The organism is Neisseria brasiliensis (assembly GCF_009671065.1).
GTDB classification, from domain to species: Bacteria; Pseudomonadota; Gammaproteobacteria; order Burkholderiales; family Neisseriaceae; genus Neisseria; species Neisseria brasiliensis.
This window is the reverse complement of record NZ_CP046027.1, coordinates 1873445-1899599: the sequence shown is the minus strand read 5'-3', so window position 1 is coordinate 1899599 and position 26155 is coordinate 1873445. Positions and strand designations below refer to the sequence as shown.

The 26155-nt window shown below is 41.2% G+C and carries 28 protein-coding genes; 7 read left to right on the top strand and 21 right to left on the bottom strand.

The features are described 5' to 3' along the window. Positions 1-64: 64 nt before the first annotated feature. The 3 genes from GJV52_RS09550 to GJV52_RS09540 all read right to left on the bottom strand — a co-directional run bounded on the left by GJV52_RS09550 (position 65) and on the right by GJV52_RS09540 (position 4880). On the bottom strand, positions 65-2671 hold the full coding sequence (locus GJV52_RS09550) for a restriction endonuclease (protein ID WP_100564477.1): 2607 nt from the start codon (positions 2669-2671) through the stop codon (positions 65-67). A gap of 12 nt (positions 2672-2683) precedes the next feature. Continuing rightward, a complete protein-coding gene (locus tag GJV52_RS09545) occupies positions 2684-3286 on the bottom strand; it encodes a hypothetical protein (protein ID WP_157798132.1) in 603 nt (200 codons plus the stop codon). Positions 3287-3386: 100 nt separating this feature from the next. Then, positions 3387-4880 (bottom strand): recombinase family protein, encoded by a 1494-nt coding sequence (locus GJV52_RS09540; RefSeq protein ID WP_100564473.1) that lies wholly within the window; start codon positions 4878-4880, stop codon positions 3387-3389. Between the two features lie 169 nt (positions 4881-5049). On the opposite strand from GJV52_RS09540, the gene GJV52_RS09530 reads away from it, so the two are divergent. Then, positions 5050-5709 (top strand): helix-turn-helix domain-containing protein, encoded by a 660-nt coding sequence (locus GJV52_RS09530; protein ID WP_198511423.1) that lies wholly within the window; start codon positions 5050-5052, stop codon positions 5707-5709. A 123-nt stretch (positions 5710-5832) separates the two neighbouring features. Then, the gene (locus GJV52_RS09525) at positions 5833-7650 is read left to right on the top strand and encodes an ABC transporter ATP-binding protein (protein WP_001085751.1); all 1818 of its coding nucleotides are present in this window, start codon (positions 5833-5835) and stop codon (positions 7648-7650) included. 614 nt (positions 7651-8264) lie between these two features. Here GJV52_RS09525 and GJV52_RS09515 read toward each other — a convergent pair. The 14 genes from GJV52_RS09515 to rnc form a co-directional block, all read right to left on the bottom strand. Beyond that, the gene (locus tag GJV52_RS09515; protein WP_229439406.1) at positions 8265-8684 is read right to left on the bottom strand and encodes a hypothetical protein; all 420 of its coding nucleotides are present in this window, start codon (positions 8682-8684) and stop codon (positions 8265-8267) included. Positions 8685-9080: 396 nt separating this feature from the next. Beyond that, entirely contained in the window at positions 9081-9452 is a 372-nt protein-coding gene (locus tag GJV52_RS09510; protein WP_001277639.1) for a hypothetical protein, read from the bottom strand. Between the two features lie 40 nt (positions 9453-9492). Next, a protein-coding gene (locus GJV52_RS09505) for an IS5-like element IS1301 family transposase (RefSeq protein ID WP_096121706.1) occupies positions 9493-10244 on the bottom strand; the annotation gives its coding sequence in 2 pieces (ribosomal slippage) (positions 9493-10025 and positions 10025-10244; 753 coding nt in all). A 171-nt stretch (positions 10245-10415) separates the two neighbouring features. Continuing rightward, positions 10416-10667 (bottom strand): recombinase family protein, encoded by a 252-nt coding sequence (locus GJV52_RS09500; RefSeq protein WP_000582200.1) that lies wholly within the window; start codon positions 10665-10667, stop codon positions 10416-10418. Between the two features lie 661 nt (positions 10668-11328). Further along, positions 11329-11970, bottom strand: a complete 642-nt coding sequence (locus tag GJV52_RS09490; protein WP_456152474.1) for a dihydrofolate reductase family protein — start codon at positions 11968-11970, stop codon at positions 11329-11331. 128 nt (positions 11971-12098) lie between these two features. Further along, positions 12099-12455, bottom strand: coding sequence for a WYL domain-containing protein (locus GJV52_RS13580; protein WP_000374054.1), 357 nt, complete (start codon positions 12453-12455; stop codon positions 12099-12101). A 23-nt stretch (positions 12456-12478) separates the two neighbouring features. Beyond that, positions 12479-13051, bottom strand: a complete 573-nt coding sequence (locus GJV52_RS13575) for a helix-turn-helix transcriptional regulator (protein ID WP_001079938.1) — start codon at positions 13049-13051, stop codon at positions 12479-12481. A gap of 275 nt (positions 13052-13326) precedes the next feature. Further along, positions 13327-14121: an aminoglycoside O-phosphotransferase APH(3')-IIIa gene (gene aph(3')-IIIa, locus GJV52_RS09465; protein WP_001096887.1), complete on the bottom strand. Its 795-nt coding sequence runs from the start codon at positions 14119-14121 to the stop codon at positions 13327-13329. Positions 14122-14213: 92 nt separating this feature from the next. Further along, a complete protein-coding gene (sat4, locus tag GJV52_RS09460) occupies positions 14214-14744 on the bottom strand; it encodes a streptothricin N-acetyltransferase Sat4 (protein ID WP_000627289.1) in 531 nt (176 codons plus the stop codon). Beyond that, entirely contained in the window at positions 14741-15649 is a 909-nt protein-coding gene (locus tag GJV52_RS09455) for an aminoglycoside nucleotidyltransferase ANT(6)-Ia (protein WP_001255864.1), read from the bottom strand. The genes sat4 and GJV52_RS09455 overlap by 4 nt, the downstream gene beginning before the upstream one ends. A 32-nt stretch (positions 15650-15681) precedes the next feature. Next, the gene (locus GJV52_RS09450) at positions 15682-17238 is read right to left on the bottom strand and encodes a DNA methyltransferase (protein WP_456152477.1); all 1557 of its coding nucleotides are present in this window, start codon (positions 17236-17238) and stop codon (positions 15682-15684) included. Positions 17239-17739: 501 nt separating this feature from the next. Next, positions 17740-18669, bottom strand: a complete 930-nt coding sequence (gene era / locus GJV52_RS09445) for a GTPase Era (RefSeq protein ID WP_095502112.1) — start codon at positions 18667-18669, stop codon at positions 17740-17742. Positions 18670-18930: 261 nt separating this feature from the next. Further along, positions 18931-19380 carry a DUF2489 domain-containing protein gene (locus GJV52_RS09440; protein ID WP_100563421.1) on the bottom strand — a complete coding sequence of 150 codons (450 nt, stop codon included), beginning with the start codon at positions 19378-19380 and terminating at the stop codon, positions 18931-18933. Positions 19381-19392: 12 nt separating this feature from the next. After that, a complete protein-coding gene (gene rnc / locus GJV52_RS09435) occupies positions 19393-20109 on the bottom strand; it encodes a ribonuclease III (RefSeq protein WP_095502114.1) in 717 nt (238 codons plus the stop codon). Between the two features lie 187 nt (positions 20110-20296). Between rnc and GJV52_RS09430 the strand changes: the two genes are divergently transcribed. The 3 genes from GJV52_RS09430 to nusB all read left to right on the top strand — a co-directional run bounded on the left by GJV52_RS09430 (position 20297) and on the right by nusB (position 21654). Next, positions 20297-20620 carry a DUF2185 domain-containing protein gene (locus tag GJV52_RS09430; RefSeq protein WP_095502115.1) on the top strand — a complete coding sequence of 108 codons (324 nt, stop codon included), beginning with the start codon at positions 20297-20299 and terminating at the stop codon, positions 20618-20620. 54 nt (positions 20621-20674) lie between these two features. Further along, positions 20675-21160 carry a 6,7-dimethyl-8-ribityllumazine synthase gene (gene ribH, locus GJV52_RS09425; RefSeq protein WP_095502116.1) on the top strand — a complete coding sequence of 162 codons (486 nt, stop codon included), beginning with the start codon at positions 20675-20677 and terminating at the stop codon, positions 21158-21160. Positions 21161-21228: 68 nt separating this feature from the next. Further along, on the top strand, positions 21229-21654 hold the full coding sequence (gene nusB / locus GJV52_RS09420; RefSeq protein ID WP_096295558.1) for a transcription antitermination factor NusB: 426 nt from the start codon (positions 21229-21231) through the stop codon (positions 21652-21654). Between the two features lie 63 nt (positions 21655-21717). Here nusB and pyrC read toward each other — a convergent pair whose 3' ends face one another. Genes pyrC through GJV52_RS09405 form a run of 3 tightly spaced genes read right to left on the bottom strand, consistent with a single transcriptional unit; the run spans position 21718 to position 23636 of the window. Next, positions 21718-22752 carry a dihydroorotase gene (pyrC, locus tag GJV52_RS09415; RefSeq protein WP_100563419.1) on the bottom strand — a complete coding sequence of 345 codons (1035 nt, stop codon included), beginning with the start codon at positions 22750-22752 and terminating at the stop codon, positions 21718-21720. 58 nt (positions 22753-22810) lie between these two features. Next, positions 22811-23401 carry an NMCC_0638 family (lipo)protein gene (locus GJV52_RS09410; protein WP_100563417.1) on the bottom strand — a complete coding sequence of 197 codons (591 nt, stop codon included), beginning with the start codon at positions 23399-23401 and terminating at the stop codon, positions 22811-22813. A 10-nt stretch (positions 23402-23411) separates the two neighbouring features. Beyond that, positions 23412-23636: a sulfurtransferase TusA family protein gene (locus tag GJV52_RS09405; RefSeq protein WP_095502120.1), complete on the bottom strand. Its 225-nt coding sequence runs from the start codon at positions 23634-23636 to the stop codon at positions 23412-23414. 106 nt (positions 23637-23742) lie between these two features. Here GJV52_RS09405 and GJV52_RS09400 point away from each other — a divergent pair, with 106 nt between their 5' ends. Together GJV52_RS09400 and cueR are read left to right on the top strand one after the other, a co-directional pair. Further along, positions 23743-24354, top strand: coding sequence for a CNP1-like family protein (locus tag GJV52_RS09400; RefSeq protein ID WP_095502121.1), 612 nt, complete (start codon positions 23743-23745; stop codon positions 24352-24354). A 103-nt stretch (positions 24355-24457) separates the two neighbouring features. Beyond that, on the top strand, positions 24458-24871 hold the full coding sequence (gene cueR, locus GJV52_RS09395; RefSeq protein WP_095502122.1) for a Cu(I)-responsive transcriptional regulator: 414 nt from the start codon (positions 24458-24460) through the stop codon (positions 24869-24871). Positions 24872-24965: 94 nt separating this feature from the next. Here the strand turns inward: cueR and GJV52_RS09390 are convergent, their stop codons facing one another. After that, the gene (locus GJV52_RS09390) at positions 24966-26072 is read right to left on the bottom strand and encodes a porin (RefSeq protein ID WP_095502123.1); all 1107 of its coding nucleotides are present in this window, start codon (positions 26070-26072) and stop codon (positions 24966-24968) included. Positions 26073-26155: the final 83 nt, after the last annotated feature.

Here is a 26155-nt window from a genome sequence, read left to right as displayed (position 1 = left end):
GGTTTTTAAATAAAAATGCCGTCTGAAACATTCCGATTTCGTTTTTTCAGATGGCATTTCGCAATCACAATTCACTTAGCTTTTCCACCACACGATAGTTTACCCCGTCAAACACGGCAAAATGCTTTTTCGCGCACGCAATTTTTTGCTGTTCTTTCAAATACAATTTATCCAAATCCACACCATCTTGAATGCCTTTGCCTGTGTTTTTGGTTTCGGCAACAAAGTAAACTTTGTCGTGATGATTCATCACAATCGCCCAATCGGGATTGTGATGGCCAATCGGCGTAGGGATTTTAAACCAACCGGGCAATTTGAAATACAAACGCACATCTTCATGGCTTTCACACTGTCGGGCAAACGTGTTTTCTGTGCCGGAATCCAGCGAAATATAATCCGAAAAAATCGTTTTATCGGCATTTCCAATGGCGAAAGTATGCTCATTTTTAAAAAATTCCGCGCCATTTTCTTCCAAATCGCACCAACGTGCCAAACTTTGCGTGTATGCCGTTTCATCTTTTTCAGGCTGCCTGAAATACTGAATGCCGTCAATCATCAAACTATGCAATGCCAGCAAAATTTTCTCACTGACCAAATCAATAAAACGCTGCGGATTATTGGCTAATTCATCAATCCGCTCGGATTTTTGGATAATCTCAAAAATCGTTTGGCGCGTGAGTTGCGTTTTGCGTTGGATTTCGTGCAACACATCGGGCATTTCCCAATCATTTTCCAGCGCATGATTTTGCGAATCAATCTCTTCGCCCCAAATGCCGTCTGTTTGCGTTTGATTGATTTTGGCTTTTTGCACAACTAATTGCGTTTTTTGAATGGGGGGCATTTTGCGAACCGATTCGAAGGCTGCCTGAATCAAATCTTCGCGTTCAAACATCACTTTATAATAAGTTTTGCAACACAATTTCTGCCAAATTGCCAAAAATTCAGGGTCTAGCGTAAAACCTTTGCGATACGTCTGCCGGGTTCTGTCGCTTGCCTTTTTCGCGCCACCGTTACCAAATTGGATACCGCATTCATCTTCATACTCTTTTTGCAGATTGGCGGCGAAACTTTCATAGCTTTCATTCGGAATCACGGTCAAAATATTCACGCCGTCATCGCGCACGCGCTCGCCTTGTTGATTGACCGCCAAACGCAAACCGCGCCCGATTTCCTGCCGTTTTTTAATCGGCGAACGCGTTTCGTTGAGCGTACAGATTTGAAACACATTCGGATTGTCCCAACCTTCTTTTAAAGCGGAATGCGAAAAAATAAAGCGCAATTTGCTGTCAAACGACAACAATTTTTCCTTATCTTTCATAATCAAATCATAAGTAGCTTCATCGGCTTTGCTGCTGCCGTTGGTGTCTTTGTCCTTGCCTTTGTCTTGCGAAAAATAGCCGTCATGCACACCGTCCGCGCTTTCGCCTGTTTCGCGCTCGTAAATTTCCGCAAACCAACGCGCAAATTTGCCGTTTTCACGATAATTCGCCACTTTATCAATAAAAAACAACGATAAAACCTTAATTCCTTTCGGATTTAAACGCTTCTCTTTTTTCAAATGTTCTTGAATCGTGCATTCCATCTGCTTTTTCATGATTTCATCGCGGATTAAATCATCGTCTTCGCCCAACGTGATGATTTGGCCGTTTGATAATGCCATTTCGCCCGATTCCGCATCTAAACTATTGACAATAAAACCGTGCCGATAACTTTCATTACCGCCTGATTTATCAAACAAATCATCGTCCTTCTTAACGCTAACCGTTTTTTTCTTGGTTTCTTTTTTATCCTGAACATGAAGTTCCACTTTGGCGGTTAATTTCTTCTTGCCCGCCACAAATTCTTTCAATACCACATACGCACCATTGACATCATTTTTTGCCAACACAGGTTCCACTTCAATCTGCTTCACCAATTTTTTGTTATAGGCCTGCACGGGATTTAAGCTGTAAATTTTGTGATACGGATTTTTATGCGTGGCGGAATAACGCAGCACAAACAAAGGGTTTAACGAATCAATCGCTTGTTTTGCCAAATCGGTTTCCATATTTTGCGGTTCGTCCACAATCACAATCGGCCGGGTTTGGCTGATTTGCAAAATGGGGGCTTCTCCACTTTCATTAGGAGTATTAATCACATTGTCTTTTTTATTGAATGCGTCAATATTCATAATCAAAACATCAATATGCGTGCCGGTGGCAAAGCTGCGCAAACGGTTCAAACGGTCGCTGCTGTACACCGAATGGGTGAAATGCACGCCGTCAAAGGCCGTCTGAAAATGTGCCGTCATCGCGCGAATGCTTTGCAACACGCCTTCACGAATCGGCACACTCGGCACGACAATCACAAATTTCCGCCAACCATATTGGCGGTTCAATTCAAAAATTGTCCGCAAATACACATAAGTTTTGCCCGTTCCCGTTTCCATTTCTACGGAAAAATTCAAGCCGTGTTCGCCGATTTGCGTTTCAGGCAGGCTGAAATTGTGTTGCACTTCGTTTAAATTTTTGCCGATTTCGTCTAACGGCAAAACGCGCCGATTGCCCACAACGGGCGAAAAATCCGATTGCAAAGCAAAGGTTTGCTCCTGATTGGGTTCGCCCTGAAACAAATGCACGACTGCGTTAACGGCTTCGTGCTGATAATCTAATTGTTCAAATTTCAATTCCATTTTGCACCACCGTTACAGCGTTTCAAAGTCAATATTGGCATCTTTAAACTGCAAGGCGGCATTGGTTTTCAGCGCGTCATCGCCTGCAAATGCTTTGTCCAGCACAAACACTTTTTTGGGCGATTGGGCACGCACTTCGTCCAACACCGCTTGATTGACGGTATCCAGCAACAACGCGGTTTTGCGCGTTTGCGCGGCATTGTTCAGCCAAACCACATGATCAACAAATTCAATGCTGTCCGTTAATTCAAAACCCAAGCGCAACATCAATTCATAAGCCATATTTTCAACGCTGGCGTGTTCATGGACGATATTTTGAAATTCTTCCAGCAAAGCCAATTGCTGCTGCTCGTTCAGGCTACCTGAAAGCGGTCTGCGCCATTGTTTGAAATGGCTTTCGGTTAGTTTGAATACTTTGAAACCCGTGTCCACGCTTTGCCCGTCTTTCAGGCTGCCTTGTAGTTGCGTTCCTGCACGGCGGATGCGTTCTTTGGCTATTTCGGCAATATTGGCGAAACCGGCTTTGCGCGCTTCAGAGTTTTCATCGGTTTCTTCGGGTAATTGCACGCAGATATAACGGCGGTTGCCGCCGTCTTCGGCGTTGAGTTGCATCACGGCGTGGGCAGTTGTGCCGCTGCCCTCTCATGTCAAGCTTATGACAAAAAAGAGGTTATTGTTATGTAATTTAAAAGAGAGTGATTGATCACTCCCTTTGCTACTTCCATATTATGTTCAACACTTCGTTTCCTTCGCAGATTACTGAGTCTATATATTTCTCCATCAATTCTCTGGTAAGTTTAGTGTTGTCTATTACTTCTTTTTCTTCTTTTGCTTTTTGTATTTTTTCTTTTATTGCTTGTATTTCTTCATCTATCGAATTTTTAGAGTCAATGAATTTTTGTCTATTCATCTTACCTAATTTATACTTCTCAAAATTCTGCATTTTCTTAGCTTCAAGATCTTCGATAGATTTTTCCAAAGGTTTAACTTTTATTTTTTCATCCTTGATTGGATCTTCTATACCATATTTTTCTTTTATTGCTTCAAATACCTGCTCTTCAAGGCTTCCTGCTCTTGAATTTTTGTGTTTTACATTATTACACTTACATATCCTACAAGTAAAATATGTGTGAACTCTTATGCTTCCATCTTGTCGTTTTCTTTTTGATTGAGTACATCCTAAAATGTGATTGCAAGTTGGACATTTTGCAAAACCTTGTAGTGGAGATTTCTTTCTCCATTCATAATCGGTATTTTTACCTTTCATAAATAGGTTCTTCTCTTTAATCTTCTGAACTTTTTCAAAGTCTTCTCTAGAAATAATAGCTTCATGATTATTCTCAACTCTTCCCCATTCTTCTTTTGGTTTGAATTTAAAAGAAGACGGATTTAATACTGACTTATCTTGCATATTGAAAGTATAAGTTCCAGTATAATTTTCATTTGCTAATACATCTATTACATTGCCATTAGTCCAAGTTGGTCTAGGTTTTTTCTCAGTTCTGATTATTGAATATTCGAAATCAAGATTTGTTAATTCGCTCTTTCTTTTTGATGGTGTTGGAATTTTTTCTTCATTTAATATCTTAGCTATATTTCTTGAAGATATACCATCAAGTGCAAGTTTAAAAATCTTCTTTACTATCCAAGCTGTTTCTTCATCAACTATGATTTTATGTCTATCATTAGGATCTTTCATATATCCTAAAGGTGGACTCCAAGCTAAAAACTTTCCTTGTTTTTTAAGTGTAGTCATAGATGATTTTACCTTTTCAGAAATATCTTTTGTGTAGAAATCATATAATAATCCCTTGAATTGAATATCTAAATCTGTTCCATTTCCTTTTTCTTTGTTACTATCATAGCCATCATTTATGGCAATAAATCTTACTCCAAGGAATGGAAATATATTTTCAAGATAATCTCCAAGTGTTATATAATCTCTCATAAATCTGGACAAGTCTTTTACAATTATCGTCTGAATATTATTTTTCTTTACATCTTCGAGCATTCTTTGAAAGGCTGGTCTATTTTCATTTGTTCCAGAATATCCATCATCAACATATTCTTCTCTTGTGAAGTTTTTAAATTCTTCATTCTTGTCGAGATAATCGTTTAGATATGCTCTTTGGTTTATGATACTTTCACTCTCATCAGTCTTTATCATATCTTCAACGGATAATCTAATATAAAGAGCAATCTTACTCATCGTCTGTTCCTCCTACCAAATTGTCTATATTGAATTTAAAGACTATTTCAAATTCGTGTTTATCATAAACTATTATTTTTTCAATTAAGCTATGGATTAAATCACCAGGTATGAATGTGAATTTTCTAATCATCAGATGTTTTATTTGTCAGAAGGATATTTCAGTATTATGGGGACTAAACATTTGCCTATATCTTTTTCCTTTCCCCTAAAAAAATGTTACGCATTTAGCTTAGTCATAGATAAACACGCCCTTAGTGCAGATACACAAAAAATTCTAAATGATTTTTGCTTAGATATGGACAAAATAAGTGAAAGATTAAAGTTAAATAAAAATGGATATTTAAGTCATGCAGACTTTGAGTTAGGACATCTTTTTGAAGAATTTTATAATGCTAAAGATAAGGAAAGTATTACCTATTTTCGTGTTAAAGCAATCGAATTTTTATATTTCATCAACAAACTGTCGGGCAATGAAGAAACTGAATTTCGATATTTCAACAAAAAATATATACAAATAACAAAAGATGTTTGCAAATATATGACAGAACATTTAGAAGAAAAAGTATCTCTGGAACAATTAGCTTATGAAAAAGGAATTAACTTGTCGTTACTGTATAAAGTCTTTGCACAAGTATATGGAGATACTCCTTATTCTTACATAAAAAAATACAAGATGAATATAGCGTCTAATGAATTAAGAAATTCAAAGCGTAAAATAAATGATATTGCGTTAAGTCTTGGATATAGTAATGCAAGTAAATTTTCTATTGCATTTCAATCGGTATATGGTATTTTACCTAAAGATTATCGAAAGGCAGAAAATTAACACTTTTGGGCTATTTTTTGGATAGATATATAGCTATGGAGTAGAAGCAAATAAATATAAAAAGTAAAATGATGTATGTTAGCAAGAGCTAACTACATCATTTTTTAGTTAGGAGGATTTATTATGGCAAAGAAAACGCCAAAACAGGTAAAGCCTAAAACTGGCTTGGCACGATGTATGGAACTGGCTTCAAATAAGAAAGGACTGATTTTTATATCCGCTATTCTTTCTTCCTTAGCGTCGATTGCTTCATTTATTCCTTATATTGCAGTTTACTTCATCATTCGTTCTATTCTTCAAGTTTATCCAAATTTGAATAGCTTAGATGTCAATGAAGTAATAGGGTATGGCTGGTTGGCTCTGGGTGGAATTATCGCAAATATTTTGTTGTATTTTTTGGCGATATTTTGTTCTCATCTTGCGGCTTTTGGAACATTGTATGAATTAAAGGTTAAATTTGCAGAACATATTACCAAAATACCTTTAGGTTATCATTTGACGATTGGAAGTGGACGGTTAAGAAAAATCATGGACGAAAATATAGAAAGTGTTGAGGGTTTCATTGCACATCAATTTCCTGATTTTGTGGCTTCCGTAACTGCTCCGATTGTTATGGTTATTTTATTATTTGCTATTGATTGGAGATTCGGCATTGCTTCTCTTGTTGGTATTATTTTAGCTTTTATTGTTCAGTTTATGGGTTATGGAAGTGGGGCAATGAAAGAAAATATGGGGAAATATCAAATTGCTCTTGAAGATATGAATAATGCGTCTGTTGAATATGTACGAGGTATGCCAGTCGTTAAGGCTTTTAATCAGACAGCTAATTCATTTGAACAGTTAAAACATGCAATCTCTCAATATACAGAATGGGTATTGAAATTTTCATTAGGTTGGCAAAATTGTATGCCTGCATTTACAACGATAATTAACAATATTTATCTTGTGCTTATACCCGTAGGTATTTTAATTGGTACTAATGCAGTAAACCAGAAAGAATTTCTGATGACTTTCATCTTCTATTTGCTCTTTGTTCCAGCAGTAGCGGGTATACTTAACAAAATTATGTATGTTTCAGAATCGTTTATGCAAATCAATGGAAATGTTGCAAGAATGGACGAAATATTTAATATTCCAGTCTTAAAAGATACACAAATATCAAAGACTTTTGATAATGACAATGTTACATTCGATAATGTTAGTTTTTCTTATACTGGAAAAGAGAATGAACTGGCAATAAAAAATGTTTCTTTTGAAGCAAAGCAAGGGGAAATAACAGCGATCGTCGGCTTATCTGGTGGTGGAAAAAGTACGATTGCTAATTTGATTTCTCGTTTTTGGGACGTAACCTCTGGAAGCATTAAAATAGGAAATGTTGATGTTCGTGAAGTTGGAACTAATGACTTAATGAAACATATTAGCTTTGTGTTTCAAGATATATTTCTTTTTAAGCAAAGTATTTTCGATAATATTCGCATGGGAAATCCAAACGCAACAAAAGAGCAAGTCATATCAGCTTCTAAAGCGGCACAGTGTCATGATTTTATTTCTAAATTACCAAACGGATATGATACAGTAGTCGGAACACAAGGTATACATCTTTCAGGTGGAGAACGACAGAGAATTGCTATCGCAAGAGCTATTATTAAAGACGCCCCTATCATTGTATTAGATGAAGCAACTGCATTTAGCGACCCTGAAAATGAATATTTGATACAAAAGGCTTTTGAGAAACTTATGCAAGACAAAACTGTCATTATGATTGCACACCGTCTTTCTACAATTCGTAATGCAAATAAAATTATTGTTATGGAAAATGGTCGCTTAATTGAAAGTGGAAAACATAATGATTTAATACAGAAAAATGGACGTTATGCTGAAATGTGGAAACATTATACAGAGGCGATTGATTTGAAAGTTCAAACAAAGGTGGTGCAGTAAAATGAAAAAATTAAAAGAAATATTATTTTTATCAGATAAAAAAAATGTAAAATTATCATCTGCCATTTCAATCGCCTCTATAATGGTACTTATATTAATCTTCATCTTGACATTCTCCTATTCCATTTTAAATGTGTTTTTTATTCCATATCGAGCATAACATAATTTTTTATTAAAATACAAATGAAAGCAGTATTTTTGAGTAGACATAAATAAAAGAAAGCCTTTGTTTATCAGGCTTTTCAACTCTACATAGCAATGCTATGACTCCACATACAGTAAAATAAAGGCCTTATACACCATGACAAAAGTATTTTCATTACATAATGGTGGAGTAAATTTATTCGTTAAAATTCACGGGGTTTCTCCACTCGCATAGGCAAGCGATAATGTGTCCAACTCAATTCGCGACACAATACGTAGTTTTTGGAAAAGCAAGATAAAACTGACGCATATTTTAAAGATTTACAATAGTAAATTCTATTCCGAAATCTGCCAATTTATGTTTAGATAGTTCAACTATTAATCTGGTCCATACTCAGACTCTTCCTCTCAACCCTGCTTATCTATAATACTTTTATCCTTATTCCAATATGCTTCCACCATTGCAAAGGTTACAGATTGATATATTTTACTTCCGGCTTCTGAACGAATACTTTTATTTTATTCATAAAACTGTTCCATTTCATTCCTTTGAAAATTGTATACAGCTCATTTTCCATAGTTTTGAATACAGAAATATTTTCCCTGTATAAATACCTTTGCCAGACTTGATGGAATATTATTAAAATATTTTCTTTAGTTACTTGGATTAATTTATCCCTTCCAAATGCGTTACTAATGTCTTTTAATGCTTTAAACTTTTTACAGATTCTAAGTAACTGCTGAAAAAATGAAGGAATTGAATCAATAACCTTATCCCGCATCATTTTATCTAAATAGAATTGCATTATATTATCAAAAGATAGTATGCCCTCTTTATATTCCAACATAAGCAACTCACTTTCACCTGAATATTCCCACTTACTATACATCTCTAAATCATTTATAAAGTAGACAAACATTTTATCGCTAAAAGACCAGTTCACACCTTCAATTTTGGTTACTACTCTGTCAACTCCACTGTCCGTATTGATATGTTTCCATGCCCTGATTTACAAGCATTTTCGTGATTTCAATGTACTTAAAAATTACAATCTATTTTTAAAATGACCTATTTTCAAGCCTTTTTCACATGTTACTTCTGAACCCTTGACATCAAGACAACACTCTCAACGTGAATCAAAGATTAAAAGAGATAAGCAATGTGTATAGTAATCCCTTATTGAAAATATAAGATTAAACTTCACAAATATCATAGGTATATTATTACTATCTGCTAATAATTCCGCTAAAAGTTGAAGATTTACCCATTATCGAGTAAAACTTTTTTAATATACAACTTCGTCTTCTATGATAATCGAATGGTGTTTTTCACAAATTTCATCAAAACAATCCTTACAAAGATCACCAGATAATACTCCATCTTCTTTATTGCTAAAAATATCATAATACTCTCTACACTCATCTAATGCATCATAAAGACCATATAACTCATTTGTTTTCTTTAAACATCTAGCACATCTACATCCATCAAAACATGCAATCGCTTCATACGTATTTCCATCACAATAATGTACAGCATTTCTTGTGGTGTATAATAAATCTTTCGCAACACTAAATTCAATTTTCCCTTCATCATACAACTCTAATACCTTTTTAGACACTGAATTTAATCCATGCCCAATACTATGACAACTCATATTTTTAGCTCTTTTTTTTTATTATCACTAGGGCGTGTCCTCAATTTAACTTAGCATGAATAATAGAGCAAGCCAAGTAAAGCATCGATTTAAAATTACGAGCTAATTTCTCATAGCGAGTAGCAATACTACGAAACTGCTTTAATCGTGCAAATGCATTCTCGACTAAGTGGCGTAATTTATAAAGGTAGCTATCAAAATCAGGGTTAGGTTTCTTGGCATTTTTACGCTTTGGTATAATAGCTTTCATACCGTGTTCTATCGCTTTATCTCTGATTTCTTGCGAGTCATACCCTTTGTCAGCGATAAAATACTGGGCTTCTTGTATGACTTCTATCAAGTCGTTTGCAACTTGACTGTCGTGCACGTTACCCCCAGTGACTTTAAAATCGAGCGGATTTCCATGCGAGTCCACACATAGGTGTATTTTTGTCGTGTTTCCGCCACGGCTTTGTCCAATTGCTCTATCGAAACCACGCCGAGCTCCACTTGCATGTTGATGACACCGTACATAACTTCCGTCGATGAATACCCATTCTTTGTCAATTTCTTTTCGTAGATCAAAAAAAAATTCTGCCACAAGCCTTTTTTAGACCATCGGTTAAAGCGGTTATAAGCGGTTTTCCATGACCCTAGCTCAATAGGTATGTCTCGCCATGGTGCACCTGTTCTTAGCTTCCATAGTATGGCTTCCATCACGGTACGGTCGTTCTTCCATTGATGACAGCCGTGCGCTTTCATGGTTGTTTGTAATTGTTCCCATATGTTGTCAGTTATTGCGGTTCTCGCCATTGTTTGTGTTTGCCTATATTTCGTTGGAATATAGGGTTAAAATAGGGCTCTTTTGGGCTTATTCAAATTAGGGACACGCCCTAATCTAAATATATCATATTTTTTTATTTTACTACAATGCTTTATTATAAACCTACTAACTGATTTTGTAATAATGTAATCAAATTTGCCTTATAATCCATCTACAATCATTTTTTTATAGCTTGTTCTTCCATTCTTTATTAACCCACTTCTTCCAACATCGTGATACACTTCAGCTAAATCGATTTCTATTACTTTGTTAGAAAGTTCTTTAAAATATGCAATTTGACTATTTAAACCTGAACGTTGTTCTTCTATATTTTTACTTACTCTACAATATACTGTAATTCTTACTACTTCTTTCGTTTTATTTTTAACTGGTATCTTCACTACATGTATCATTTTTTATCATCCTTATCACTCCAATCTTAACATATGAAAAAGATGCAAGTTATCATCAACAACTTACATCTCTATAAAACTGATTTGATTTTTTATCTTTTTCGCAACAGAACAATGGACTCTACATGCCTTGAGTGGGCAAAAAAGATGTCGCACCCCACTGGTATCCCCTTGGCGGAAGCCCATATTTCTGAAACAGTCGCCTGGATAGGCTATTTTTCATTGATTTGGTGCCTGCTTTTGCGTTACAATCCAAGTAATTGTAAGCAATAAAGCCTTCAAAAGCATGTTGTCCTCTTGAAGGCTTTATTCGGTACAACTTTAAAATTGGTTTACTTATCTTTATCTTCCTCTCTAAGATACTTAACTAGCCCCGGATAATTGCTTATCCTTACAGTTCGGATCAATTAGAATTAGCCGAAAACGGCGGCGAAGAAACGAACCACCGAGAAGCACCGCCGCATTGCCGAGCTTGATACCCTCATTGAACGACTGTATGCGGACCGGAAAAGGCGCGGTTGACCGCCTTGCCCTCAAAGGCTTAGGGGCATATCAACTATATATTGGGGCCGAGTGCCGTTACTTTAACACCGCCGCTAGCCATGAGCTTATGCTTCCTTTAGGACACTGTCCCAACAGACACTTTTTAAAGTATGCTGCACTAATCCTTATTTTTCACAGCATAGCGCAATGACAGACAGCCATGTTCTGCATTCTCTGTTCCCTGCAATTCCAAATTAACTTTTTCAGATAACAGAAGGTTATCAAATAGTTGTTTTTCTTTATTACCTACAAAACATGGTGATATCACAAGACTGATTTCATCAATAAGTCCGTTTTCTAATAATTTGTTGGTTAATCCACCGCCACTGTCTGTCCGCATGTATTTACACCCATATTGCTCATGCAGGATCTGAAAGGCTTTTTCATAGTCCACATGATCATTTCCTGACACAATATATGGGTAATGCCTTTCCTCCAAATAATTCAAATATTCCTTCGGAGTGGCAGTTGATACCAGAATGACAATTTCCTTCAGATATCCAAGATTTCTTAAGCAATGAAGACTTCTCAAGATACCTCTGCTGTCAGGTATGACTCCTATTGGTCTGGGGTCCTCCGGGCTTGTTATGATTTTCTCAAAATCAGCCTCTGTTTCAGCAGGATATTTTTCAAATGCAGTAAAAACAGTATTGGACCCAAACAGCACCGCATCCGAATGAATTCCCCCGGCAACCTGGTAGTAAACTTCCGGATTATCAAAGCCTTTAATGCGGCCATCAAGGCTAATTTGTGTGTGCATAATTATCTTTGGTTTCATATTTTTCAATCCTCCTTTTTGATAGTAGAATATCATAATACACTGACAGCTGTATGTCAGCAGGGGATATGAAACCTTACAAAAAATACATAACAGACCAATCGCTTTCTCTAAATCAAGTTTAGGCAGTGATTCGTAATTTGTGCCAGGTGTTTACGGGTTATGCATTTTAATTCATCAGGTTGGACTATTTCAATGCCTGATCCATATTCAATCAGCTGCTTGCTCAATATCTCAAAGGAATCTGTCTGGAATTCGATTTCCATTTTACTTCCCAAATCGGTTTCTTCAAGGAAGCCGAGAGAATACCTGTTCTTGATAGAATTGTATGTCTCCCCTTTTTCAGCTCTAAGAATTACATTATATAGTTTTTTATATGAAAGCATTTGTTTTAATATTTGTTCCAAAGAGCCATCATGGCTTTGACAGAGCTCTTCTTCTATGCAAATGCTTTTAATCCGATCCACACGAAAATTCCTATATTCATTTCTTAGCCTGCAAAACCGATTAAGTACCAGTTCTGTTCATAAAACCCCAGTGATATAGGCTCTATCATTCTGCTTTCCGGTTCTTGCCCTCCTGATGCAGGATATTGAATTGATATTACCCTTTTATTGCAGATTGCAGTCTGAATTGCTGCAATAACGTTATCCGCCAATGTATTTTTCTGTCCAGATGTGCTGTACACGTTAATACTGTTCTCCAACTCCTGTGCATAGTTTTTTTCACCATGCTTCAAAATAGATTTGATTTTATACATAGCTGAATCAAAATCCTTTATAAATGATTCATCTCCATGGCAATTTAAAAATTTCCCTGCTGTAATCAATGCACCCACTTCCGCCGCTGTAAACATTACCGGCGGAAGTAGGAAGCCCTCTACAAGAAAATATCCTTTTCCGGCCTCAGATCCAATTGGTATTCCGGCTTCTTCAAGTGTCCGGATATCTCTGTAAACTGTCCTTAAGCTTATATTAAATCGCTGTGCAATTTCTTTGGCAGGAATTATTTTTTTTGATTGCAGCTGAATAAGAATAGAGGTTACTCTGTTAATCCTGTTCAAATTTTATTCCTCCTCTGTGACTTCCATAAAAAGTATATCCTATGCGTTCTTAAGCTAGCTGCTGTTAGTGCTTCTCATTGCACCCTGGTTATAAAAGCCATACTCACAAACCTCTTCACCAAAACTCTTTACATCTCTAATATAGAACTCTATCTAGCGAACTTTTAGAAAAGATATAAAACATCAGAGTATGGACAGTTGCGGATGTACTTCAGAAAAGATTAGATGTCTAAAAAGCTTGTAGTTAAAGCTTTTTAGACATCTAAATCTAGGTACTAAAACAATTCATCCAGTAAAATATAATATTTTATTTTCTCCCAATCAGGCTTGATCCCCAGTAAGTCAAAAAATAGCTCGACATACTGTTCTTCCCCGATATCCTCCCTGATCGAGCGGACGCAGAAGGCAATGTCATACCACTTGTCCGCCCTGCCGCTTCTCCCAAGATCAATAAAGCCACTTACTTTGCCATCTTTCACAAAGATGTTGCTGTCTCCCAGGTCGCCGTGGGAAAAGACAAGTTCCTCTTCGGGCTTTTCCGTCTTTAAAAAATCATACAGCTCGCGCGGATCTTTAAATGGAGTGTCTTCTTCCCAGTTTTCGCAATCCACATCGGCCAGATCGTTATTCAGTAAGTAATCCAATTCGGCTAAGCGGCTGTCTAAGCTATTCGTATAGGGACAATCCGATATGTCGATGGAGTGAAAGAGCCTGATGCACTCCGCATACAGCTCGATAATCTTTTCAGGGCTTTGTTCATCTTCATACTCTTCCGAGCAAAGGACGCCATCGGCCTCACTCATGAGCAGATTGCTCCAGCCATCATGCCGTTCAAAGTGCAGGACCTTTGGAACAGGCAGCTTTCCTTCCAGCCATAGCATCATGTCCTTTTCTCGTTCCACATCATAGGTGGTCCCTTTATACCGGCTGTCCGTCATTTTTAAATATAGGTTTTCATTTTCTCCCACCAGCTTATATACCTTAGCAGGAGACATTCCTTCCGTATCTTTTACGCAGCGGTATTTTTCGATCAGTTTTTTCAATTCCGGTGATATTCTCATTTTAGCCATTTATTATTTCCTTTCTCTTTTCTACAGTATTTAAAGATACCCCAAGAAGCTAATTATAACAAGACGAACTCCAATTCACTGTTCCTTGCATTCTAAAACCTTAAATACCAGAAAACAGCTTTTTCAAAGTTGGCGTATAACATAGTATCGACGGAGCCGATTTTGAAACCACAATTATGATAGAATTTACAAGCTATAAGGTTATTGTCCTGGGTTTCAAGCATTAGTCCATGCAAGTTTTTATGCTTTGCCCATTCTATAGATATATTGATAAGCGCGCTGCCTATGCCTTGCCCCCTGAAATCCTTACATACGGCGATATCTTCTATATAAGCGTACCGGTTCCAATTTTTTCGCAGTTTAACTTTTCCGACGCATTTATCGTCTTGGTAGTAAAGATATATTATCTTATCAGTATTGTCAATATATTCAAGGCAATCTGCCTCCTCATCCTCTTCATCCTCTTCGTCTTGGTAGCTTTTTAAATATGGCGCTTCATAGAGTAATTCTGTAAAGGTCCAATTCTCGTTTTCATACCTCGGTATAATCTTACCTATCACCTCAAATGGTTCGCTGGGTTTATCGATATCTTTCAGGTGCCCTGCTTTCATTTCTGTAATCACTGTTCCCGCCTCTCTTCTATATCAGCGGCATATGTGCTATCCAGGCAGCCGGTTTTACCAGTGTATTTTTTATACATGTCCCTGGTATATTTTGTTATATTCCTATCATACTCCGGATAGGCATAATGAAGCCTTTCCGCCACCTCACCGGATACCGCCCTGAACAATTGATGGCATAGAAATAATGCTTCCCATATGTTTTCATAGGAATCCATCCGGTAGGTGGACAAAAGTTTCTCCCACAAATCCTCGGATATATACCTTTCAATAAACTTATAGTTCTTGCCTACACTTAATTTAAAGCCTGTTTCGATGCCGACCTTCCATGATATCATTCTCAGCAGCTCATGGCGAACAATCTGATTAAAATGATCAATAGCAAATAAAATTTCCTTACGGCACAGTCCCTTAACCACATAGGTAGTGGTGTTCCAGAATTCATTGCAGCAGTCATCGTATTCCCGGGCACTGGGTTTTCTTATATGATAATCCATGTCGGTCGGAACTACAGCTTGCTGAATCCTTCCATCCTTATCCAGAATAATCTTTATCAATTTATCGTCATTCAGGTAGTTTCCCAACTCTTCCAGGGGCAATAAGGTAAGGTCTATTTTATTATAATCATCAAAAAGTATTATATAGGAGTAGCCTTTCTCTTCAGCCGGGAATAGTTCCATATCCTCCGGTTTTTGCATCATTATAATATTCCCAAATTGATTAAGCCAGTCATCATTAGATATAAACGGTTCTATATCACTTACAAAATATGTAATATCATAATCCTGAAATTCATCTTTAGGTATATTAATATTTGCGCGTGACCCCTCAAGGGTCACAATTCGAATACGTTCATCCTGTTCTGCTAAAGAAAGTACTAAATCCATCATTTCTTTTTCTGATCTCATTTACATACTCCTCGTTTATTTTTTCTATATTATTACATCTTCTTTTTTGCCGATACAATCAGCATCATTGGGCGTCGCATTTCATCCGCCATCCCCGGAATATCCATCATGTTCTCTGGCGGCTGTGGCTCCACAATCTGATTTATTATAAAACTATTTGAAAGCAGTGTATTTAGATATGTGGTCAGTGTTCTATGATATTTTGTAACCTTTTCTTCCAAAAACATAGCTGTCCGTTTGCCCTCATAATAATAATTGTCCACCGGGAAATGCAGTATTTCTCCTTTTTCGTTATAATACCAGTCTTGTGTTCCATGAGCAGTAAAAACAGGATGTTCAACTGTAAAAACTAAATTGCCACCAGCCTTCAGCATCCTATATATCTTTTTTATTAAATTCTCATAGTCTGCTACATAATGAAACGCAAGCGAACTTAGTATTACATCAAAGCTCTCCTCTGGGAAATCCACATCTTCTATGGCACAGCATTCATATTCAATCTGTGGAAAATGGGTTTTTCCTTTTGCTACTTCGAGCATTTTATGAGAAATATCAACACCTACTACAGAGGAAGCACCGTTTTCCATCGCATATATACAGTGCCATCCATAGCCTGAAAAGAAGTCTAGGATTAAATCATTTGAATTTGAGCCTAATTTCAATAAATTAGTTATTAGCAAAGTTGGTTTTGGGAAATCAAAATAACGATTTTCTAGTAACTCCTCTACTTCTAAACTGCCACGTTGATTTGTGCCAAATTCAATACCCCAGAAATCATTAGGAATTTGTCCTTTTGAATTATCTAAATATAATTTTCCATAAGGTTGTTCATCTCCTCCGCTAGTCCAATAAATTCCATTTTCCGCATCTAATTTTTCAAAATCTTCTTTTTTTATCATCCAAGGACCAGTCAGAATATTTCCTGATTTGGTTTTTACATCATAAAAGTGTCTTCCCCTTGTTTTATCTAGCAATATTTTTCTACGAAATAATCCATTTTCATCTGAATACCTATATTCCTTTAATGCCTTATCTGTTAATGATAATTTTCCCAGCTCAAGTTCATAAATATTCTTAGCATAACAAAGTAGATATTCTTTTACTTTAGCTAAATTTCCAATATTTGGTTGATTATCTGTTCTGCGCCAAACAATTTCCGATACAAAATTCTCCGCCCCAAATACTTCATCGCAAAGCAATTTCAGTTGCGCCTGTTCGTTGTCGTCAATGCTGATAAAAATCACGCCGTCTTCGCGCAACAGCGTCTTTGCCAAATGCAGGCGCGGCAACATCATGGAGAGCCAGTTGCTGTGATAGTGTCCGTTGTCTTTGCTGTTTTTGCGCCACGCGCCGGCAAATGCGCCGTCGCGCAATAAATAGCCGTCTTGGTCTTTGTCGCCCACACGTTTGGCGTATTCTTCGCGGGTTTCGGCGAATTTGTCGGGATAGACAAAGCTGTCGCTGCCTGTGTTGTAGGGCGGGTCGATGTAAATCATTTTGACTTTGCCCGCGTAGGATTTTTGCAGAATTTTCAGGGCTTCCAAATTTTCCGCTTCGATAAATACGTTTTGCGTGTCGTGAAAATCCACGCTTTCGGCAATGCAGGGCGCAAGGGTGTTGAATGTGGGCGATTGCAAGGTGCGGTAGGCATCGGATTTGCCTGCCCAATTAAGTTGATAGCGTTCGTTCTGGGCGCAAAGGTTGTCTTCGCCCAACGCTAATTTGAGTTTTTCAAAATCAATTTGGTTTTCGCTGAAGACTTCAGGAAAGAGGGATTTGAGTTTGGCAAGATTACCTTTTAATATCGTATTCGGGTTTTCAGCCGGGCAGTCTACCCCCCCCCCCCGCAAATATTTTTAACTTCTTGATTATTCATAATATTTTCCTTAATTTTTTGATTTAAAATGCCGTATGGATTTGCGGGTAAACATACCCGACCTACGCGCTCTGTCTTGTTGTATTTAGCGGATAGGCATATCCGCCCTATGTGTGATGCCGTCTGAAAATTTTTCAGACGGCATAACTGGCATGGTTTTGCTTTATATTCAGTCGGTTGTGTCGGCGAAGCACGCCACCCTACACTTTTTTTCTTACAGCCCCAATTCGCGCAGGAAACGGATATCGTCCGCCCAGCCGGATTTGACTTTCGCCCACACTTTTAAAAACACTTTGGCATTAAAAAGTTTTTCCATGTCCAAGCGTGCTTCGGTAGAGATTTTTTTCAGGCGTTCGCCGCCTTTGCCGATGAGGATGGCTTTTTGGCTGTCTTTGTCGACCAATACGGCGATGTAGATGTTTAACATGCCGGTTTCGGTTTCTTCGAATTGTTCGACTTCGACGTTCATCGCGTAAGGCAATTCTTCGCCTAAGTAGCGGAACAGTTTTTCACGCACGATTTCCATGGCCAAGAAGCGGCTGGATTTGTCGGTGACCATGTCTTCGGGATACATGGGAATGCTTTCGGGCAGATACGGTTTGAGCTGCTCCAGCAGGTTGGCGATGCGTAAGCCGTGTTTGGCGCTGACGACTTCGTGGCCGGCAAATTCAAATTCGGCTTTCACTTCGTTAACAAAGGCTTCAAGCGCGTATTTGTCTTTGGCTTTGTCTTTATCGATTTTGTTCACCACCAGTACAACCGGCGTGTGTGACGGCAATTGTTTCATCACTACGCGGTCAGCATCGGTAAAGCGCATGGCTTCTACCACAAACACCGCCACATCGACGCCGCTTAATGCTTCGGTGACGTTTTGGTTGAGGCGGTCATTTAAGGCGTTGCGGTGATTGATTTGAAAACCGGGGGTATCGACGAACACGAATTGTGCGGTGTCGTCGGTGTAGATGCCGGTCACGCGGTTGCGCGTGGTTTGGGCTTTTTTGCTGGTGATGCTGATTTTTTGGCCGATTAAGTGATTCATCAGGGTAGATTTGCCCACGTTCGGTCGGCCGACAATGGCCACGAAGCCGCAGCGGTAGTTTTCGCTACGCTGGGATTCGTTGTTTAAGAAGGTTTCGATGTCCATGTTTTTCTTTCGTATTTTTGGTTTTCAGACGGCCTGAGACTTTCGCACAACTTAATTTGAACCAAGTAAACTCTACTCGTCATTCCCGCGCAGGCGGGAATCCAGAACTTCAAATTACTGTAATAGCTAAATATTCCTGAAGCCGATAGGTCTGGATTCCCGCCTGCGCGGGAATGACGGTTTAAAGATTTCTAAAAATTTTCGAGTTCTGAAAGTTCTCAGCCTATTGATAAAAACAGGCCGTCTGAAAACTCTTTTAAATTATTGATTGGCCTGCTTCGGCAACCACGCTTCCACAGCTTGTCGCATATTCACGGCCTCTGCCACAATTTCGCTTTCCAGCCCGGTTTCGCTGCTTTCTCGGATTAGATCCAACTTCATACGCTCGTTGCGCTTGAGTTGTCGGCGTTCTGCCAAAATCGGCATATCGGCCACCACTTCATGTAGCTTGTTCATGGCCGGATATCTGCTGAAATCGAGTCCGGCTGATTCAATTAAAGGCTTTAGCCGCAACACGCCTTCGGATAAATTGCATTGTCCTTGCGCCATCGCCATAGCAATCAGATCTATGCTTTGAGCGAGTTTGCGACGGCGCTCGTCTTGGGCTTGTTCGGCTTGCTGTTTTTGGCGGTACACTTTCAACCATAAATAAGCGGCATACGCGGCCATGGCCACAATTACCAACACGCCGATTATTATCAAAACTTTCATACGGCCTCACCCTTATTTTTTGCGCTTGATCGGGAATGTTTGTTCCAACCATTTCAGTGCTTCGGCAGCGGCTTCCTGCTCGGCGGTTTTGCGGCTGGTGCCTTGGGCTTTGCAGATGAAACCGAGTTCGCCCAAATCGCAGGAAATCACAAACCGACTGTCGTTGGCTGTGCCGATTTGCTCTTCGATGCGGTATTTCGGCAAGGCCAAGCGGCGGGCTTGCAGGGCTTCTTGCAGCGTGGTTTTGTTGTCTTTGCCTTGATTTTTGAAATCGACGGACTTCACTCGGCTGGCAAACAAATGGCGCACCACCTTCTCCGCCGTGGCAAAATCGGCATCAAAGCTTACTGCGGCGAACATGGCTTCCATGGCATCGGCCAAGATGGAAGGCCGTCTGAAACCGCCGCTTTTGAGTTCGCCCGTGCCTAAATACAAGCCGTCACCGACATTCATTTCTAAAGCGATTTCAGCCAATACGCCTTCGTTGACCAAGTTGGCACGCAAGCGCGACAGCTCGCCTTCGGTCAATTTCGGAAAGGCATCAAACAACATTTTAGCGATGGTGTAATTCAAAATCGCATCGCCGACAAATTCAAAGCGCTCATTGTGTTTTGCGTTGAAACTGCGGTGGGTCAAGGCTTGCTGCAATAATTCGATACGGCTGAACGCATAACCCAAATGCTGCTGGATTCTTTGGTGCGCCTGCTGCTTCAATACATCGGATTTCATCGGTTTCCTTTATGCGCAGCCCGAATGGGTTTCCATACTCCGCTAAAAATATGCAAACACTTTAAGGCTGATTGTTTTTCAGACGGCCTATTGTAACATCAATCCCCACATTTCATGGGCGATAGCAAGTGCGAAAAACAGCCGAATCGTGTAAAATCCCCTCCACATCATTGAGAAGCCAAACCTTATGAATATTTTTGCCCAAGCCCTGCAAACCGCGCTCGACCGCTGCATCGCCACCAAAACCGTGACCGAGCAAGGCCAAGCCGTGGGCTTTTTATACCGCGAAGAACCGGTGTTTGAAAACGACAGCGGCTGGCGTTTTTTCACCGGTGAAGAAAGCGACGAATACACCGACAATCCGGATAATTTCACCGTGTGCAGCATGTCGGACATCACCAAAAACAACCCCGACATCGTCGCCCTGCTTACACAGCCGCAAGGCAGCGCATGGGAATTGAACGAAGACGGCGAATTTCAAGCCGTTGCCGATTGGCAGCCTAAAGATTAATTGTTCAGACGGCTCTATTTCATGCCGTCTGAAACCACTTTTAAAGGATTAAACATGAACATCATCGAACCCGTTTTAGACGGCAAACAACTGCGCATCGGCATCGTGCAAGCGCGTTTCACCAACGAAATCGGCGGTGAAATGCTGAAAGTCTGCTGCCGCACGCTGCAAGAATTGGGCGTGGCCGACGGCAACATCACCATCGCAACCGTACCCGGCGCGCTGGAAGTGCCGATTGCCTTGATGAACCTCGCTTCATCCGAGCAATTCGATGCCCTGATCGCCATCGGCGTGGTGATTCGCGGCGAAACCTACCATTTTGAATTGGTGTCGAACGAATCCGGCTCCGGCGTGACCCGTGTCGGCTTGGATTACAACATCCCGATTGCCAACGCCATTCTCACCACCGAAAACGACGAACAAGCCGTTGCCCGCATTGAAGAAAAAGCATCTGATGCCGCCAAAGTTGCCGTAGAAATGGCCAACTTGGTGAACCGTTTGCTCGAAAACCAATTCGACGCAGAAGAAGACGAAGAATAATCTGACGCTTTGTTTCAGACGGCCTGTCACCGATCAGGCCGTCTGAAACCTTTTATAAGGACATCCCCATGAAAACACCACGCCGCCGCGCCCGCGAGCTTGCGGTACAAGCGCTGTACCAATCCAACATCAACAACACCGCCGCCCCTGAAGTGGCCAAAAACATTCAAGACCTGCCCGACTTTGAAAAAGCAGACCAAGAATTGTTCACCAAATTATTCTTCGGCACCAAAACCAACGCCGCCGAATACATGGAACGCATCCGCCCGCTGCTAGACCGCGACGAAAAAGACTTAAGCCCGATCGAACGCGCCGTATTGCTGATGGCCTGCCACGAATTATCCGCCATGCCGGAAACGCCGTATCCGGTCATCATCAATGAAGCGATTGAAGTCACCAAAACTTTTGGCGGCACCGACGGCCACAAATTCGTCAACGGCATTCTCGACCGCTTGGCCGTGCAATTGCGTCCGGATGATCCGAAACGCGGTTAATTGTTTAGTGTATAAAAAATGCCGTCTGAAAAGTTTCAGACGGCATTTTTGTTTGTCTATCAATCAATATTGCACCGACCAAGCCACGGTTTGGCCTGCGCGCATCGGCACCAATACTTCATCACCGTAAGGCACGTTTTCAGGAACAGTCTGCGCTTGTTTGACTAAAGTAATGGTACGGCTGTTTTCCGGCAAGCCGTAGAAACGTGCGCCATTTTTAGAGGCGAAAGCTTCGAGTTTGTCGAGCGCACCGGCGTTTTCAAACACTTCGGCGTAAAGTTCGATGGCGGTCATGGCACTGAACATACCGGCGCAGCCGCAAGCATTTTCTTTGGCAGATTTGGCGTGTGGCGCTGAATCGGTACCCAAGAAGAATTTATGTGCTTTGTCACCGGTAACGGCGGCAACCAAGGCTTGGCGGTGGGTTTCGCGTTTCAACACCGGCAAGCAAAAATGATGCGGATGCACGCCGCCGACCAGCAAATCGTTGCGGTTGAGCAGTAGATGTTGCGGGGTCACGCTGGCCGCTACGTTGTCGCCGGCTTCCAGTACTAAGCGGGCGGCATCGGCAGTGGTGATGTGTTCAAACACCACTTTCAAATCGGGAACCTGCTGCAAAACGGGCTTCATCACGCGCTCGATAAAGGTGGCTTCACGGTCAAAAATATCGATTTCGGCATCGGTGACTTCGCCATGCACCAAGAAACGCATGTCTTGCGCCGCCATTTCCTGCAACACGGGAATCAGTTTGAACAAATCGGTTACGCCGGAATCGGAATTGGTAGTGGCACCGGCCGGATACAGTTTGAAGGCCACAATGCCGGCGGCTTTGGCTTCGCGCACCAACTCAGGCGTGGATTTGTCGGTGAGATATAGCGTCATCAACGGCTCGAAAGTGCTGCCTTCAGGTAAGGCATCGAGAATGCGCTGCTTGTAGACCAAGGCATCGGCCACGCTGATCACCGGCGGTTTCAAGTTGGGCATAATCACGGCACGCCCCATTTGGCGGGCGGTGAAAGGCGCTACGGCTTTGAGTGCATCGCCGTCGCGCAGGTGCAAATGCATGTCGTCCGGCTGGATAATGGTCAGGGTTTGCATGATGGTTTCCTTTTGGTTGTTCGGTTTCAGACGGCCTTTGGTTCAGGCCGTCTGAAAATCAGTTCGTTTGGTTCAATACGGGTTTGGAATGATAAATCTGATGGGTGAAATATAATGCGGCTTGTGTGGGCAACTGCTCCGATGGCGATGTATTGGCCGTCAGCACCCATTCTTCCGGGCTGCCTGATTCGCGCCACGCATAAGAAAGCTGGCGGAAAGGAAACGGCGATTGCGTGGATTTTTCGGAACGCAGTTCATGGTTCAAGCCCTGCGGCGCTTGCTCGACCAATTGCATGAATTGCTGGCGTACCATGTTTTCATCGGCTTTTTCGGTTTTGATGCTGCAGCTTTCCGGCGCAAGGCTGAGATAATAGGCCACTTCATTTTTCTCAAGCTTCCAAACAGCGTTCCAGTCAAGCTCCATCATACCGAACGGCAGCTTTTTAATATCGTCTTCGGTCATGGCTTGCGCATTTTGTGCGCCCGCCCACGCGGCCACTTGAGCCGGTTCGCCACGCAGCGCCACGCAGGATTCGTTAAAAAGCTTCACCGCTTCTTGCGCGCGCTCTTCTTTTTGCTTGGGTGACAATTCCTCGCCCCCACAAGCGGCCAACATCAATAACGCGGCACACAATAAGGTTTTCTGCATTTCAGACGGCCTATTTGTGTTTGACCACTAAGGTAAACACCCCTTCGTTTTCAGTTGACTCCAATAAAACATGGCCGGTTTGGCGGCAAAAGGCTTCAAAGTCGCCCGGTGCGCCCGGGTCAGTGGCCAATACGGTCAAGACTTCATCGGTTTGCATTTGTGCCAAGGCTTTTTTGGCACGCAAAATCGGCATCGGGCATTTCAAGCCGGTTACGTCTAAGGTTTGGGTCATGATGGTTTGCGTTTAATCTGGTTAAATATTAGGTTAATTATACCTGACTTGCTTGCACCTGCGCTTTTGAAACCCTAAAATGCAGAATATTTTCATCATGGAGAGCGTTATGCGCCGCATCAGTTTGCTGGTTATGGCCTTGGCCGCCACTTCCGCTTTTGCCCTGCCCACAAGCGACAAAGACAGCTTGGTCAACAGCCGCTACCAAGAAAGCGCGCAAGAAAAAGCCGCCCGCGAATTTAAAGAAGCCGAAGCCGATTTACCTGCCCTGCCGGACACTAAATCAGGCGATTGGTTTGATATTTATGTGAGTGAAACCTATGCCAAGCAGCCGAAAATTTTATTGAGCAGCCTGCAAATCATGCCTTCGCCCGACACCAGCATCCGCTATATTTTGAACACGCAGTCTTCGCAAGGTTACGATAACCTGACCGCCGAAGGCATTTTCTGCGCCCGTTCCAGCTTTAATTATGGTGGCGACAAACGATCTTCGTATAAAGTATTCGGCTATGGCGATCCGATAAACAACCGCTGGATTAAACCGCGCAATGCGGATTGGAAGCCGATGGGCGGTGCGATAAGCCGCAACGACGAATTGCACAGCGTGCTTTATAACGCATTCTGTGTTGATGGCGCGCCGAATACGGTAGAAGGACTGATTGAGCGCTTGCAACAACGCGCCGGCCGCCACAAACCAAGTTTGGTTAATACCAATAAATAAACTAAATAGGCCGTCTGAAAGACTTCTACTTTCAGACGGCTTTTCACTTTGATTTTTTTCAGATGGCCTCATATCAAGTCTAAACACTTGAAGGATCCCCCCCATGAACATCAGCGAAATCGCCAAACGCTCGGGTTTGAGCAGCAAAATGATTCGTGATTATGAAAAAATCGGCTTGATTCCGGCTGCCGGACGCAGTGAATCGGGCTACCGCCAATATCAGGAAAAAGATTTAGATACGCTGATGTTTATCAAACACGCGCGTGATGTTGATTTTTCATTGGCGCAAATCGAGACTTTATTACAGCTCAAACATAATCCGCAACGCACCAGCGCACAAGTGAAGCAATTAGTGGCGGAACATATTGCCACGCTTCAGGAAAAAATCAGCCGCCTGCAAAGCATGACCGCTACGCTGCAATCTTGGCACGATTGCTGCCAAGGCAATGATGAGCCTGAATGTGCGATTATTGAGCAGCTTTCGGAAAATACGGTTAAAACATCTTGTCATGGCTGATTCAGACGGCCTGAAAAATCATTACTTTTTTATAGCCAATAAAAATACAAAAACCTGCCTAAATAGCTCAGGCAGGTTTGTTTCATGCGCAATCTTAGAAGCGGTGATGCAAGCCCAAAGATGCGGCTGCTTGTTCTACTTTGCCTTTATTTGTTGCGGTTAAGCGTGTTTTATTGCCTACGCGCAGGTAGCCGACTTGGCCGCGTGCAGAAGTGCGTTTGCTGAAGCGGTAATCACCGCCAACAATCACTTGGTCGAATTTATCCACCAATTTTTCGCCGCTATCCACGCCTTTAGCCGGCCAGCCGTGTGCGTAGGTAATGCGCGGACGCCAGTTGCCAAAGTTGTAGCCTGCGGTTACTGCGGCATCAATCACTTTTACAGCTTCTTCTTTACCGGCATCGGCAGTAATGTCGCTACCGTTGTAGGTATTGAAACCATCGGTGAAGTTAGCCAGATAAGTGTTGGCACTTTCGTTGGCTTTGGCATATTGTGCACCTAAGCCCAAGAATACATTATTAGCATCGTAAGCAGTTTCCAAGCGAACGATGTGGCCGTCTTCGGTGCCGACACGGTTTTTACGTAAGTTATAAGCCAGCTTGGTAAAGAATTCAGGATTGCTGTAGCTTACGCCTGCAGTGTATTGATCGCGGCCTGCTTCGGCATGGGTGTATTTGTCTTCAGGGTTTTGGTTATCGCGCGGAGAATATTGCGCATTGAATTGGAAACCTGATAACGATGGGCTATCGTAACGAACCGATACATTGCGCGAACCGGTGCGGGTAAACACGCCCAAACCTGTAGCGGTATGGCTCCACATCCAGGTATCGATGGTATCCATTTCGTTGAGCATATTATTCAAATTACCGGCGCGCAACTTACCGAAGCTGCCTTCCACACCGATAAATGAATCACGATTGCCCCATTTTTGGCTGTTGCTTTGACCCAAAATCGAAGCACGTTGTTCCAACTGCCAAATCGCAGTCAAATCATCGCTTAATTTTTCTTTGCCTTTGAAACCGATGCGTGACGTATTGTCGTTAATACGGGTTGAGGTTGCGCTTTTTTCAGTGCCGGAATCGCCTTTGATTTTAACTTGGCTGGTGCTGACGCTGCTTTTGATTTGACCGTATAAGGTCACATCGGCATAAACGCCGCATGAAAATGCGGCGCAAGTGAGTGCGAGGATGGTTTTTTGCATGGTGAGAATCTCCCTTTTCAAAAATATGGTTAAACCAACCCTGCTATCTTAATAAATTTTCACTTTAAAGACAATATTTTTTA